Annotated in this window: 15 protein-coding genes; 13 read left to right on the forward strand and 2 right to left on the reverse strand. The window is 46.7% G+C overall.

Annotated elements, in window-relative coordinates:
- The first annotated feature begins 62 nt into the window (after positions 1-62).
- The 8 genes from C0033_RS10580 to C0033_RS10615 all read left to right on the forward strand — a co-directional run bounded on the left by C0033_RS10580 (position 63) and on the right by C0033_RS10615 (position 7,938).
- The gene (locus C0033_RS10580; RefSeq protein WP_103227840.1) at positions 63-950 is read left to right on the forward strand and encodes an acetamidase/formamidase family protein; all 888 of its coding nucleotides are present in this window, start codon (positions 63-65) and stop codon (positions 948-950) included.
- Between the two features lie 25 nt (positions 951-975).
- Positions 976-1,566: a hypothetical protein gene (locus C0033_RS10585; RefSeq protein WP_103227841.1), complete on the forward strand. Its 591-nt coding sequence runs from the start codon at positions 976-978 to the stop codon at positions 1,564-1,566.
- Positions 1,567-1,632: 66 nt separating this feature from the next.
- Entirely contained in the window at positions 1,633-2,238 is a 606-nt protein-coding gene (hisH, locus tag C0033_RS10590; protein ID WP_103227842.1) for an imidazole glycerol phosphate synthase subunit HisH, read from the forward strand.
- 29 nt (positions 2,239-2,267) lie between these two features.
- Positions 2,268-3,029, forward strand: coding sequence for an imidazole glycerol phosphate synthase subunit HisF (gene hisF / locus C0033_RS10595; protein WP_103227843.1), 762 nt, complete (start codon positions 2,268-2,270; stop codon positions 3,027-3,029).
- A gap of 201 nt (positions 3,030-3,230) precedes the next feature.
- The gene (recQ, locus tag C0033_RS10600; RefSeq protein WP_103227844.1) at positions 3,231-5,651 is read left to right on the forward strand and encodes a DNA helicase RecQ; all 2,421 of its coding nucleotides are present in this window, start codon (positions 3,231-3,233) and stop codon (positions 5,649-5,651) included.
- A gap of 57 nt (positions 5,652-5,708) precedes the next feature.
- Entirely contained in the window at positions 5,709-6,002 is a 294-nt protein-coding gene (locus C0033_RS10605) for a YciI family protein (RefSeq protein WP_103227845.1), read from the forward strand.
- Between the two features lie 74 nt (positions 6,003-6,076).
- Positions 6,077-6,733 (forward strand): deoxyribose-phosphate aldolase, encoded by a 657-nt coding sequence (gene deoC / locus C0033_RS10610; RefSeq protein ID WP_103227846.1) that lies wholly within the window; start codon positions 6,077-6,079, stop codon positions 6,731-6,733.
- Positions 6,734-6,816: 83 nt separating this feature from the next.
- Positions 6,817-7,938, forward strand: coding sequence for an ROK family transcriptional regulator (locus C0033_RS10615; protein ID WP_347501089.1), 1,122 nt, complete (start codon positions 6,817-6,819; stop codon positions 7,936-7,938).
- Positions 7,939-8,048: 110 nt separating this feature from the next.
- Here the strand turns inward: C0033_RS10615 and C0033_RS10620 are convergent, their stop codons facing one another.
- On the reverse strand, positions 8,049-8,849 hold the full coding sequence (locus tag C0033_RS10620; RefSeq protein WP_103227847.1) for a class I SAM-dependent methyltransferase: 801 nt from the start codon (positions 8,847-8,849) through the stop codon (positions 8,049-8,051).
- 304 nt (positions 8,850-9,153) lie between these two features.
- Between C0033_RS10620 and C0033_RS10625 the strand changes: the two genes are divergently transcribed.
- Together C0033_RS10625 and C0033_RS10630 are read left to right on the forward strand one after the other, a co-directional pair.
- Positions 9,154-10,179 (forward strand): alcohol dehydrogenase catalytic domain-containing protein, encoded by a 1,026-nt coding sequence (locus C0033_RS10625; RefSeq protein WP_103227848.1) that lies wholly within the window; start codon positions 9,154-9,156, stop codon positions 10,177-10,179.
- A gap of 13 nt (positions 10,180-10,192) precedes the next feature.
- A complete protein-coding gene (locus tag C0033_RS10630) occupies positions 10,193-10,588 on the forward strand; it encodes a VOC family protein (protein WP_103227849.1) in 396 nt (131 codons plus the stop codon).
- 111 nt (positions 10,589-10,699) lie between these two features.
- Here the strand turns inward: C0033_RS10630 and C0033_RS10635 are convergent, their stop codons facing one another.
- On the reverse strand, positions 10,700-11,245 hold the full coding sequence (locus tag C0033_RS10635) for a flavodoxin family protein (protein ID WP_103227850.1): 546 nt from the start codon (positions 11,243-11,245) through the stop codon (positions 10,700-10,702).
- Positions 11,246-11,369: 124 nt separating this feature from the next.
- Here C0033_RS10635 and C0033_RS10640 point away from each other — a divergent pair, with 124 nt between their 5' ends.
- From C0033_RS10640 to C0033_RS10650, 3 genes are all read left to right on the forward strand, one after another.
- Positions 11,370-11,735 (forward strand): helix-turn-helix domain-containing protein, encoded by a 366-nt coding sequence (locus tag C0033_RS10640; protein WP_103227851.1) that lies wholly within the window; start codon positions 11,370-11,372, stop codon positions 11,733-11,735.
- Entirely contained in the window at positions 11,716-12,246 is a 531-nt protein-coding gene (locus tag C0033_RS10645; protein ID WP_103227852.1) for a hypothetical protein, read from the forward strand. Before C0033_RS10640 ends, C0033_RS10645 begins: the two co-directional genes overlap by 20 nt.
- 103 nt (positions 12,247-12,349) lie before the next feature.
- A complete protein-coding gene (locus C0033_RS10650) occupies positions 12,350-13,492 on the forward strand; it encodes an aldo/keto reductase (protein ID WP_103227853.1) in 1,143 nt (380 codons plus the stop codon).
- The last annotated feature ends 31 nt before the right edge of the window (positions 13,493-13,523 follow it).

A 13,523-nucleotide genomic window follows, 5' to 3' on the forward strand; every position in this document is an offset into this window, starting at 1 on the left:
CTGGTTTGATTATAGTTAATTGTATCACAAAACCAGAAGTCAGGGTTAAAAATGGAGGTCATATGAGCAAAATAATATCGGGAAATTATGTCTATTTTATGGATAAAGAGGAAAAGCCTGTGGACCGGGTTACACCCGGAGAAACGGTTACATTTGAAACGGTTGACTGCTTCGGAGGCCAGATGACGGAAGAAGGAACGGAGATCGGCGCTTTGGATTGGGACAGGATCAATCCGGCCACCGGGCCTGTCTGGGTGGAGAATGCGAAGCCGGGAGACATTTTAAAAGTGGAGATTATAAAGATAGAGACCGGGGAGCTTGGAATTATGGCAGCGCTTCCTATGGAAGGGGTGCTGGGCGGTAAAGTTCCTCATCCGGAAGTGCGCCGGATGCCGGTCAAAGACGGATATGTGGAATTTGGAGAAAATATTAAACTGCCAAAAAGGCCTATGATCGGCGTGATTGGGGTGGCTCCGGCAGGTGAAAAAATACCGTGCGGAACGCCTGGGGCGCACGGCGGAAATATGGACAATACAAGAATTTCAGAAGGTTCCGTGCTGTACCTTCCTGTTTTTCAGGAGGGAGCTTTGTTTGCCATGGGAGATGTTCATGCGTGTATGGGCGATGGTGAAATTATGGTATCGGGCGTTGAGATTTCGGCTTCGGTAACTGTAAGGATCGATGTGATTAAGGGAAAAACCCTGAATAATCCGGCTTTGGAAGATGAGCACGCATTTTATACCATCGCGTCGGAACAGAATTTGGAAGAGGCGGTAAAAAAGGCGGTTGAGGATATGCATGAAATTGTGCAGAAAAAGCTGGGGCTTGATTATAATAAGGCAGGAATGCTTTTAAGCGCTGCTGGCGACGTTCAGATATGCCAGGTGGTAGATCCTGAGAGAACGGCTCGTTTTTGTATGCCGAAGAGCATTTTGCCGGAAATATTTTAGGTGAGAGATAAGAGGAGTGTGACGGATGAACGGGATCAGAGAGAGACTTGAGGACAGTGAAAAGGTGCTGGTGGGCCTTGGCGGGGAATGGAGAGGCGTTTCTTATGAAAAAATGAAGGAGCTTTTACAGGGCAGGGATTATTTTATAGTGACCACGGTTACGGATGGTAAGATATTAGAAAGCGGTCTCGATCCGGCAAAGATTGTGGCTCCCTGCGGCAATGAGACGTGGAGGCAGTGTTCCAAATCCTGCACAAAAGACATTTGGGAGATGGGAGAGGTACCGGACGGCCTATGTCCTCACTGCAAAGCGCCGCTGACGGGCAACACCATTAAGGCGGACCAGTATATTGAGGAAGGTTACCTTCCGCAGTGGTCTGTCTATACCAAATGGCTGACCGGGACATTGAATAAAAAGCTGGTGATTCTGGAACTGGGAGTTGGCTTCCAGACGCCGACCGTGGTGAGATGGCCATTTGAAAAGACCGCATTTTTCAACCAGAAATCCTATATGTACCGGATCAATGAAAAATTTTCCCAGATTACGGAAGAATTAAAGGGCCGGGCGGAAGGAATCGCGGAGAACTCGGTGGAATTTATCAATAAATTGCAGTAGTTTCATTGTAGAATGAAAATGCCTGTGATAAAATGTTGAAAAAAGCCAGAAGACAAGGAGCAACGCATGATAGCGATTATTGATTATGACGCAGGAAATTTGAAGAGTGTGGAAAAGGCGCTGGCCGCTTTGGGAGAACAGCCGGTGATAACCAGAGACCCGGAGCTTATATTATCGGCGGATAAGGTGATTCTGCCGGGGGTTGGGTCTTTTGGTGATGCGATGGGAAAGCTGCATCAGTATGGCCTTGTGGATGTGATCCGTCAGGTGGCGGAGAAGCAGATACCATTTTTAGGCATTTGTCTGGGACTTCAGCTGATGTTTGAACGAAGCGATGAAGCGCCGGGGGTGGAAGGGCTTGGTCTGTTAAAAGGGGAAATTTTAAGGATACCGGACTGTCCCGGGCTTAAAATCCCTCATATGGGGTGGAATTCGCTGGAAATCCGGCCGGGAGCCAAGCTTTATAAAGGAATTGAAGACGGCGCCTATGTTTATTTTGTACATTCTTACTATTTGAAGGCGGAGGATGAGGGGATTGTGGCAGCGTCCACACAGTACAGCGCTCATATCCATGCGTCGGTGGAATCAGGCAGTCTGTTTGCCTGCCAGTTCCATCCGGAAAAGAGCAGCGACGTGGGCTTGAAAATCTTACAGAATTTCATTCAATTATAAAAGCACGCAGGTGCGGATAGGAGACTGATATGTTTACAAAAAGAATTATTCCTTGTCTGGATGTACATAATGGCCGCGTAGTAAAAGGCGTCAATTTTGTGAACCTGCGGGATGCCGGAGATCCGGTGGAAATCGCTGCGGCATATGATAAAGCCGGCGCGGACGAGCTTGTCTTTTTAGATATTACGGCGTCTTCGGACGCCAGGGCGACGGTGGTCGATATGGTCCGCAGGGTTGCGGAAAAGGTATTCATTCCATTTACCGTGGGCGGAGGAATCCGCACGGTGGATGATTTCAGAATGCTTCTCAGGGAAGGTGCGGATAAGATATCCATCAATTCCTCTGCCATTAATACGCCTGAATTAATCAGTGAAGCAGCTGATAAATTCGGAAGTCAGTGCGTGGTGGTGGCCATTGACGCCAGAAGACGGGAAGACGGTTCCGGCTGGAATGTATATAAAAACGGCGGAAGAATCGATACGGGATTGGACGCCGTGGAATGGGCTGCGAAAGCGGACCGTTTGGGAGCCGGAGAGATTCTTCTCACCAGCATGGACTGTGACGGGACAAAGGCAGGATACGATAACGAGCTGACGGCGCTGATTGCGGAAACGGTTTCCGTGCCTGTGATCGCGTCGGGCGGTGCGGGAACTATGGAACATTTTTATGATACGCTTACTGTTGGGAAGGCGGATGCGGCTTTGGCGGCTTCTCTGTTCCATTATAAGGAATTGGAGATCGTGGAATTGAAACGATATTTGAGGGACAGGGGAATTGCGGTCAGGTTGTAGGAGATTCGGAGAAGAGTTTTACATCAAGGGTGAAGGCATTTTCGAAAATGCCTTCACCCTTGATGTAAATATTGAGCTGAAGTGCTTATGGTCTGTTTAACAAAATAAGCGAGGTTTTCTCCACCTCTACATGTGGAGGATGAATTGCCAAAAACAACTTGTGAAATAAAATATTATTGATGGAGATAACAAAGGAAAATTATGACCCAATATGAGATCTTAAAACAGTATTTTGGCTATGATGAGTTCCGTGACGGCCAGGAGCTGCTTATTAACAGTATTTTGGACGGAAATGATGTTATGGGAATTATGCCCACCGGATCGGGAAAGTCCCTGTGTTTTCAGATTCCGGCATTGATGATGGATGGAGTCACGCTGGTGATCTCTCCGCTCATTTCATTGATGAAGGACCAGGTGGCAACTCTGAATCAGGTTGGCATTCACGCCGCATTTTTAAACAGTTCCCTGACGGCGGGGCAGTATTATAAAGCGCTGGAGTATGCAAGGGAGGGGAGATATCCGATCATCTATGTGGCTCCGGAGCGGTTGGAAACGGATGCATTTCTGGATTTTGCACTGCATACGAAGATTTCCATGGTGGCTGTGGATGAGGCCCACTGCGTTTCACAGTGGGGGCAGGATTTCCGTTCAAGCTATTTAAAGATCGTGGAATTTATTAAGAAGCTGCCAAAGAGGCCGGTTGTCAGCGCATTTACGGCAACGGCTACAAAAGAGGTGCGGGAGGATATCATTGATATTCTCATGCTGCGGGAGCCTACGGTTGTGACCACTGGTTACGACAGGCCGAACCTGTTTCTGGGGGTTCAGGCGCCGAAAGATAAGTATGCGGCTTTGAAGAATTTTGTGGAAACGCATCCGGATCAGTGCGGAATCGTGTACTGTTTGACGAGAAAGCTTGTGGAGGAAGTCAGCGACAGGCTGAGAGAAGACGGAATTTCTGTGACGAGATACCATGCGGGGCTGAGCGATAAGGAGAGGCGGCAGAATCAGGACGATTTTATCTATGACCGGTATCAGGTCATGGTCGCTACCAACGCATTCGGCATGGGAATTGATAAATCCAACGTTAGGTTTGTTATCCATTATAATATGCCTAAGAGCATTGAGGCATTTTATCAGGAGATCGGGCGATGTGCGAGGGATCAGGAGCCGGGAGAATGCATACTGTTTTACAGCGGACAGGATGTGGTAACGAATCAGTTCTTTATCGATAATAATACGGATAATCAGGAGCTTGATCCGGTAACACGGCAGATTGTGGCGGAGCGGGATAGGGACAGGCTGCGCAAGATGACATTCTACTGCTTTACGAATGAATGCCTGCGGGATTATATATTGCGCTATTTTGGTGAATACGGTTCCAATTACTGCGGAAACTGTGTGAACTGTCTGAGCCAGTTTGAAACTGTTGATGTGACGGATATTGCGAAGGCATTGATTGGCTGTGCATTTTCCAGCCATCAGAGGTATGGGGTCAATGTGATCGTGGATACGGTTCATGGGGCGAATACGGCTAAGATACGGCAGTACCGGATGGACGGCAATCCCTATTACGGAGCGCTGGCTAAAGTTCCTGTATTTAAGTTGAGGCAGGTGATTAATTACCTGATGCTGCAGGATTTTCTGACGGTGACCAATGACGAATATGCCATTGTCAAGCTGACCGCCAATTCCGGGCGCATTTTGGAAGAGGGCGAGCCGGTTGTCATGAAGATGGCAAAAGAGCAGGAACATGTGGCGAAAGAGAAGAGTGAGAAGAAGCCAAAGAAGAGCAAAATGGCTGGAGTCGACTTATCTGCGGCGGATGAAGAGGTATTTGACAAGCTGAGAGCGCTCCGCAGCGAGATCGCAAAAGAGGAAAAGGTGCCGCCGTATATCGTCTTTTCTGATAAAACCCTGGTACATATGAGCATGGTGAAGCCGAGGACGAAAGCGGATATGCTGTCGGTTTCCGGCGTTGGTGAATTCAAATTTGAAAAATACGGAGAGCGGTTCCTGAAATGCATAGAAGAAGCTGCACCGCCTCAGGTGAGAGCGGAGGAACATGCATACGGATCTGCCGACGGCGGTATGCAGGCAAACGCTATGGGATATGATATAGGGGAAGATGATCTGTATTTTGTCAGTGACAGCGGAGAATTTGACGATTGGTCCATAGACGACGCTATGGCTGCATGGGAGAATGGCAGTACGGAACCGGTTAAACAGGCCGAACCGACGGTTGAAGCCGCCGCTGTTAAAAAGAAAAAGAGCAAAGCCACAAAGACGGATTTTGTGATGACAGAGGAGCTTGCAGAGCAGCTTCATTATTCAGACCGGGTGTCTATCAGCGATTTTGTGGGACAAATCAATGATATGCGCGACGAGGAGGTCATGAAGCGCCTGACCATTAAATCAGTGGAACAAAAGCTGATGGATGAGGGATATTTTGAAGAACGGTTTATCAACGGACTGAGACGGAGGAAACTGACTGAGACAGGAGAGGCGTTCGGGATCATCGTGGAGAAGCGCTTGAGTGAAAAGGGAAATGAATATGATGTGTTTTTCTATGACGAAAAGGCGCAGCGGGGAATCGTGAAATGGCTGTTGGAATCTGAATAAAGGCGAACGGCAGGAACGGATTCCGTTACTAAAAATATAGAGGAAGAGGTAAAACGAATGAAATATTTTATGGTTGAAGGAACCATATTGGATGCGGATAAGATGAGCGATGACATTATGAAAACCCATATGGCATACACGCAAAAAGCTATGGATGACGGCATGGTTCTGTTGTCCGGGTTAAAAGAAGATATGAGCGGAGGAATCTTCATCATGAAGTCGGATTCCATTGAAAAGATAGAGACATATCTGCAAAACGAGCCGTTTAAGGTATTTGGAATACAGGAATATAAGGTGACGGAATTTGAGGCCCATTACTTTAACCGGTCTCCTGAAGAATGGTTTAATTGAAAATGACTGCGGCCGCTGCGGCCCGGTCTGCAGGCCGCAGATGAGACAGAAATAAAATCAGGAATGGAGAAAAAATGGATAAAGAGAAAATTTTTCATGCGGTGGATCACACATTGCTGGCCCAAACGGCTGTGTGGGACGAGATTAAACAGATATGCGACGATGCAATAACTTACCGGACGGCTTCCGTCTGTATCCCTCCCTCCTTTGTAAAACAGGCCAAGGAATATGTGAAGGATCAGATGGAAATCTGTACGGTAATCGGATTCCCAAACGGATACAATACGACGGCCGTAAAAGTATTTGAAACCGAAGACGCCATAAAAAACGGCGCGGATGAGATCGATATGGTGATAAACATAGGCCACGTCAAATCGGGCCGGTATGATCTGGCGGCAGAAGAGATAAAAGCAGTAAAAGCAGCATGCGGTGATAAAGTGCTGAAAGTGATTATAGAGACCTGTCTTCTGACGGATGAAGAGAAGATATGCATGTGCAGGGCCGTTACGGATGCAGGAGCGGATTTTATCAAAACTTCCACAGGGTTTTCAACGGCAGGAGCCACTTTTGAGGATATCAGATTATTTGCAGAACATGTGGGAAATGGAGTGAAGATCAAGGCGGCAGGCGGAATCAGCTCTTTTGAAGACGCTGAAAAATTCATGGAATTGGGCGCGGACCGTTTAGGAACCAGCCGGATTGTAAAATTAGCCAAAGCGGAAAAATTATAATCAGGGTTGCAATAGCTGCATAAAAAATGTATGATTACTTTTATGAAAGACTTTATGAAAGTGAGCAGCTTCCAACAATGAAAATGAATGAAAAACCAGGTGAAAAGAAACTCCAGAATAAGATAAGAATCGCCCGCCATATTCTTCACAGAAAGCAGATATCCAGGCCGGAACTGGCGTCGGAGCTGAGAATCAGCATGCCCACGGTGCTTCAAAATGTGAAAGAACTGATGGAAGACGGGATTGTGGAGGAAGTAGGAGAATACGAATCCACAGGCGGTAGAAAAGCAAAAGCATTATCCGTGGTCAGCGATATCAAATATGCGGCGGGCATTGATATTACGGCCAATCATGTCAGCTATGTGGTGATCAATTTAAAAGGAGACACGGTCTGCCTGAAACGGAGCCGGCAAAGATATGCAAATCTGCCGGGATATTATGAAGAGGTGGTTAAAGGGCTGGACTGTTTTCTGGATGAAAACCGGGTGGACAGGCAGAAGGTTTTGGGCGTTGGGATTTCTTTGCCGGGAATTATCGATAAAGAAAATCAAAAGCTCCTGCGCTCTCACATTTTACAGGTTCGTGATATTAATCTAGTATCCATCAGCAGGCTGATTCCCTATCCGGTTCATTTTGAAAATGACGCCAACAGCGCGGCCATTGCAGAACTTCAGGGTATGGATCAGAATGCTGTTTTTCTCTCCCTCAGCAATACGGTTGGGGGGTCCATCTATCTGAACAATGATATTTATGTGGGAGATCATTTCAGAAGCGCGGAATTTGGGCATATGATCATCAATCCCGGAGGAAAGGCCTGTTACTGCGGAAAATGCGGCTGTGCGGACGCCTATTGCTCCGCAAGAGTGCTGACTTCCTATATCGGAGAGGATGCGGATCTGGCGGAATTTTTCTATGCTGTGGATCAGAATGAGCCGGAAGCCGTGAAAGTATGGGACAAGTATCTGGATGATCTGGCAATTGTGGTCACAAATATCAGAATGGCGTTTGACTGCGATATTGTCTTAGGCGGTTATGTGGGCGGTTATCTGAAAAATCATATGTCAAAATTGGGCGCTAAGGTGCTGGAGTATAATAAGTTTGACAACGATGCGCTTTATCTGAGAAATTGTATTTATGAAAAAGAGGCTTCTGCGGTGGGGATTGCGATGACATTTTTGGAGGAGTATTTTGACGTGATCATATAGGGAAGAGGATGGATCTGAGTTTTCACAGGAGGCTTTCATAAAGGGGCCTTAATAGGTTTTGCATAATCGATTCCGGTTCGAAAGACCGGGATCGATTATGCTTTAACGGGTCAGAACGTTTGCTGCTTTTCCGCCACAAGAAGGTAAGACAGGGGAAATCCTTTACCATCATACACTTCGGATAAGCCGATATCATAGTCAAATTCATCCAAACTGACGATTCTCATCTGTGAATCGCAGACCGAATTAATTATGCCGGACATGGTATGGGAAAAGCTGGTAAATGTTTTGGAAGGATATGATACGGACATATATCCCATTCCCTCATTTTCAATCCAGGGTTCCTTTCTGAAATACGAATAGGCGATCCGGTCCAACTGGTTTTCATCAAATTCCGGTTCTCCGGGCATCGGCAGCATATTCATCATCGGATGAAAATCATGGATGAATAAAATTCCGCCCGGTTTCAGACAGTCCGCCGCTTTTTGAAAGAGCGGTTTCAAATCTTTAAACCATGTAATCGCGCCGATTGTAAACAGGATGAAATCAAATTGACCGTTATATGTTTCGTCGATGTCCAAAATATTACAGGAGAGAAAACGGCAGTTTTGAATGCCGGCTTTTTTTGCCGTGTCTTCCGCCTGCTTAATGATGTTTTCGGCGATATCGAAACCGACGCCGTCTTTTGCGCCCAGCTGCATGAGGGATAATAATTCCCGTCCGTTATTGCAGCAAAACTGGGCAATTCTTTTACCGTTAAAATCGATTTCCCTGAGTTTGGCCGCCGCATCGGCACAGAAAAAGGGGAGATTTTCATTCTTCAGACGGATATGGTTTTCTTCTCCCCATCCTTCCTGTCTATGGTCGAATGCTTCTTCCCAAGCTTCTTTATTGCTTTTGATATAATCCATGTTCTGCTCCTTCTAAGGCGTTGATGAAACAACGCTTTCTTTCAGCCCGTTTCTTTTCTTCTGATAATGCCCCATTTTACCATAGATTCAATGGCATTTCTATAAATTATGTGGTCACAGCCGTTTTTCGGCGGAGATTACCAAGGCTGTGCAGCACGGCGAATCCTATAAAAAGAATATAAAAATTGAATAAGGTTATTGACAAACGGCATGGGAAAGTGCAATAATATAAATACTTTAATAAAACATTTTATGAAAGATTCAAACCAATAGAAATGTGCGAACAAGAAAAGGAGAATGTGCCATGTTACAGCAAGTAATGACGGCTCCGGGCAAAATCGAATTCCATGAAATCCCGGTACCGGAAATCAAACCGAATGAAGTGTTAGTTAAAATTATTAAAATTGGCGTATGCGGTTCCGATATCCATGTCTATCATGGTGAGCACCCATTTACCAGCTATCCTGTAACCCAGGGACATGAAGTGTCGGGGGAAGTGGTGAAGACAGGCGGCGAGGTGACGGGTTTAGCAGAGGGCCAGAAGGTTACCATCCAGCCTCAGGTTGTCTGCGGAGAATGCTATCCCTGCCGTCACGGCAAATATAATCTGTGTGAAGAGCTGAAGGTGATGGGATTTCAGACAACCGGAATGGCATCTCACTACTTTGCGGTGGATGCGGCTAAGGTGACGCCTCTTCCGGAAGAGATGAGCTTTGATGAGGGCGCGATGATTGAACCTTTGGCAGTTGCGGTTCATGCTGTGAAGAGAGCCGGGGACGTAAAGGGAGCGAAAATCGCGGTTTTAGGAGCAGGGCCTATCGGCATCCTGGTAGCCCAGACCGCCAAGGGACTGGGAGCGGAGAGCGTTATGATCACAGATGTCAGCGATCTGCGTCTGGAAAAAGCAAAAGAATGCGGCGTGGATTTCTGTGTGAACACCAGAAATAAAGATTTTGGAGAGGCGATGCTTCAGAATTTCGGGCCGGATAAGGCGGATGTTATCTACGACTGTGCAGGAAACAATATTACCATGGGCCAGGCGGTGAAATACGCACGAAAAGGAAGCACTATCATCCTGGTAGCTGTGTTCGCTGATTTAGGACAGATTGATCTGGCAGTGCTCAATGACCATGAGCTTGATTTAAACACCAGTATGATGTACCGCAATGAGGATTATCTGGATGCCATCCGCCTGGTTAATGAGAAAAAAGTGGTTTTGGAACCGCTTATCTCCCAGCATTTTGCGTTCCAGGATTACCTGAAGGCATATCAGTACATAGATGAAAACAGGGAAAGCACCATGAAGGTTATCATTAACGTTCAGGAATAAAGGGGGATCGGCTATGAAGTCAGAGAATATTACAGGAGTTCAGCATATAGGGATACCAACCAATGATATGGAAAAAACATTGGAATTTTATCATGCGCTGGGATTTGAAACCGCTTTTGAGACGATCAATGAAGAAGCAGGGGAAAAGGTTGTATTTTTAAGATGCAAAAATCTGGTGGTAGAGGCTTATGAGAATCACCAGGCTGTCGGAAAAGACGGGGCTGTGGATCATATAGCGCTGGATGTGCTGGACATTGAAGAGGCATTTTCCTGGGTGAAAACTTTGGGATATGAGATGCTTGATCCTGAGATCCGCTTTCTGCCATTTTGGGAAGCGGGAGTCCGGTTCTTCACGATTCTGGGACCGAACCATGAACGGATAGAATTCAGCCAGATGCTTAAAAAATAGGAATTGTCCGTCCTGTGGATAACTGAATAGGGAAGTATTTGTCAGGGAGTGACGCATGAGTATGTAAATCTGTGAAGATTCTGCATTTTCATCCGCCGCTCCCTTTTTTAATTAGATGCAGCGTCCCAATTCTTCCGCTTCTAAAAGTTTGGGATTTCCATCGATATCACCTATATTCATCACACCTCCGCACAGAACTTTGCCCAGATTCTTCCAGCCCAGATGTCCCATAAGGCGTTCATACCAATAGACGGATTCTTCAAAATCATGGCCTTCTGCAGCCATTAACAAGACGCTTTCCTTTTGAGGATTGGCATAATCTGCAATGCATTCGGCCACTGCAAATAACCGGTCTATAGCGCATTTTAATTGGCCGCTGATGGTCCAATAGTAGAGGGGAGAGGCGAAAACAACGACGTCGGCTTCTTTGTATACAGGATAGATCATATCCATATCGTCCTTTTGAACACAGGGACTGTCAGGGTTCTTTCCACCTCCGCAGCACCCCAGGCAAGGATGAATATTCATCTTTTGCAGGTCGATGCGCTGTACCGTATGCCCGCTTTTTTCAGCTCCCTTTTTAAATGCTTCGATTAGTGCGGCTGTATTGCCGTTTGGCCTTGGACTGCCATTTAAAATGATAATCTTTTTACCCATTGTATGCCTCCTGATTGATGAAGAATGATTGACATTTAGCTATCTGTGATTTATTGTAACTATAAACCTGATAATAAACAAGTACCCACATTATTGTAAGGTACTAACTGAAAGGAAAGTATAAATGCGAAACGACTGTTTGGAGAAATTTAACTTCCAGGATACCGGTTTCAGCTATACGCTGTCATTGATTAGCGGTAAGTATAAGATGGTGATCCTCTACTGTGTTATGGAGTTCAACGTGATAAGGTACAATGAACTGAAACGTTCCATTGGCACCATATCCGACAAGACGCTGAGCCTGTCCTTAAAGGAATTGGAGGCGGATGAGCTGATCATACGCAAAGAATATCCGCAGATTCCGCCTAAAGTGGAGTACAGTTTAAGCCCCAGAGGCCAAAGCCTGATGAAAATTCTGGATGAGCTTTGTATATGGGGAGAGAACAACCGGCGGGAGAGGAAATGGAAAAATGAAAGCCGTAATTCTTGAAAAAGGTGAACCATACTACACCATTTTATCCGATGTTTTTCATGGAATCGGCCAGGCGCAAAGTAATTACAACTGGCTGATTACGGACTGGGACGGGGTGCCCGGGCAGATAGAGGCGGATAGTAAAATGCACGGGAGGCGCAAATACTGCTGGATGACAGGAGAAGAGCTCACTGCCGTTGCAGGGACGAACCGGGAGCAATGGGTTTGGGCCGTTTTGTCAGGTTTTCATAAGAGTGTCACGTTGAGTGACATTTTAAGATATGAGCTTCCTTATGCGGACGGAAATCCTGATTTTTGGAACAATCCGGCCGGCATCCAGCATCCTCTGGCGGAAATAGAGATTGTGGCATGGGACAGCAGCTGTACCCTGTTTATGAGTAAAAATGAGGGATTAGCGGAGGCGTTTATGGAAGCATTTCCCATGAGTGAAGATTTGGAACGCTATAATTTGCGGGAGGATATGGATCAGTCGGAGGCGCTGGAGGAGTGGCTTAGGAAAAATATGTAATAGTGGAATAAAAGGTGAGGAAGGTTTCCGGCGTTAATGATATAATATACTCATTATCATTAAAAATGCGGATGACACAGGCAATAGGAAAGGAGCAATCGCTATGCAGTACAGAGAATTAGGAAAAACAGGTCTCAGGGTCAGTGAGATCGGTCTGGGCGCCGAATGGTTAGAGCGCCATAATGCGGAAGAAGTTAAAGAAGTAATTGAGCATTGCAGGAAATCTGGAATCAATATCCTGGACTGCTGGATGTCTGAGCCTAATGTCCGTTCGAATATCGGAGCGGCCATAAAGGAACATCGGGATCATTGGATCATACAGGGGCATCTGGGATCTACCTGGCAGGATGGCCAATATGTCAGAACCCGTGAGCTGCCGAAGGTGAAGGAAGCATTTCAGGATCTTCTGACGCGTCTTCAGACCGATTACGTGGATTTGGGAATGATTCATTTTGTGGACGAAAAGGCGGAATTTGAGCGGATTACCGGCGGCGAATTTATGGATTACATAAGGGAATTGAAGAGTAAGGGAGTTATCCGTCATGTCGGCCTCAGCACACATAATCCGGATGTGGCCAAGATGGCTGCGCTTCATGGGGAGATCGAGATGATTCTCTTCAGTATTAATCCGGCGTTCGATATGCTGCCTGCCAGCGAAGACCTGAGCGAGTATTTTAAAGATACCTATGCGGAAGAAGTGGGCGGAATTGCGCCGGAGCGGTCGGAGCTTTACCGGATCTGCGAGCGGGAAGGCGTTGGAATTACGGTTATGAAAGGATATGCGGGGGGAAGGCTTTTTTCAGCAGAAGCCTCGCCATTTGGAGTGGCGTTAACTCCTGTTCAGTGTATTCACTACGCCCTGACGCGCCCTGCGGTAGCCAGCATTATGGTCGGATATGACACCACGGAGCATGTGGACGCCGCTGTGGCTTACGAAACCGCTTCGGAAGAAGAAAAAGATTATGCCAGCGTGCTGGCAGGCGCACCGCGCCACGCGTATTTCGGCCAGTGCACTTACTGCGGTCATTGTGCGCCGTGTCCGGTGGGAATTGATATCGCTATGGTGAATAAGCTGTACGATCTTGCCACCATGCAGGAGGAAGTGCCTGCCACGATCCGCGCTCATTATGAATGCCTTACCGTAAACGCAAAAGACTGTATCGGATGCAAAGGATGCGAGGAACGGTGCCCATTTGGAGTTCCGGTGGCAGAGCGGATGGAGATGGCTGAGAAATTGCTTGGTTAGTAATTTTTAATATCAGAAAAACGCCAGGAAG

This window comes from Clostridium sp. chh4-2 (assembly GCF_002899675.1).
In the GTDB taxonomy this organism is placed as follows: Bacteria; Bacillota; Clostridia; order Lachnospirales; family Lachnospiraceae; genus CHH4-2.

Bases quoted from the DNA above. Each gene is read 5' to 3' on its own strand.
- C0033_RS10580 (WP_103227840.1), top strand. From the start codon at position 63: ATGAGCAAAATAATATCGGGAAATTATGTCTATTTTATGGATAAAGAG.
- C0033_RS10585 (WP_103227841.1), top strand. From the start codon at position 976: ATGAACGGGATCAGAGAGAGACTTGAGGACAGTGAAAAGGTGCTGGTG.
- hisH (WP_103227842.1), top strand. From the start codon at position 1,633: ATGATAGCGATTATTGATTATGACGCAGGAAATTTGAAGAGTGTGGAA.
- hisF (WP_103227843.1), top strand. From the start codon at position 2,268: ATGTTTACAAAAAGAATTATTCCTTGTCTGGATGTACATAATGGCCGC.
- recQ (WP_103227844.1), top strand. From the start codon at position 3,231: ATGACCCAATATGAGATCTTAAAACAGTATTTTGGCTATGATGAGTTC.
- C0033_RS10605 (WP_103227845.1), top strand. From the start codon at position 5,709: ATGAAATATTTTATGGTTGAAGGAACCATATTGGATGCGGATAAGATG.
- deoC (WP_103227846.1), top strand. From the start codon at position 6,077: ATGGATAAAGAGAAAATTTTTCATGCGGTGGATCACACATTGCTGGCC.
- C0033_RS10615 (WP_347501089.1), top strand. From the start codon at position 6,817: ATGAATGAAAAACCAGGTGAAAAGAAACTCCAGAATAAGATAAGAATC.
- C0033_RS10620 (WP_103227847.1), bottom strand. From the start codon at position 8,849: ATGGATTATATCAAAAGCAATAAAGAAGCTTGGGAAGAAGCATTCGAC.
- C0033_RS10625 (WP_103227848.1), top strand. From the start codon at position 9,154: ATGTTACAGCAAGTAATGACGGCTCCGGGCAAAATCGAATTCCATGAA.
- C0033_RS10630 (WP_103227849.1), top strand. From the start codon at position 10,193: ATGAAGTCAGAGAATATTACAGGAGTTCAGCATATAGGGATACCAACC.
- C0033_RS10635 (WP_103227850.1), bottom strand. From the start codon at position 11,245: ATGGGTAAAAAGATTATCATTTTAAATGGCAGTCCAAGGCCAAACGGC.
- C0033_RS10640 (WP_103227851.1), top strand. From the start codon at position 11,370: ATGCGAAACGACTGTTTGGAGAAATTTAACTTCCAGGATACCGGTTTC.
- C0033_RS10645 (WP_103227852.1), top strand. From the start codon at position 11,716: ATGAAAGCCGTAATTCTTGAAAAAGGTGAACCATACTACACCATTTTA.
- C0033_RS10650 (WP_103227853.1), top strand. From the start codon at position 12,350: ATGCAGTACAGAGAATTAGGAAAAACAGGTCTCAGGGTCAGTGAGATC.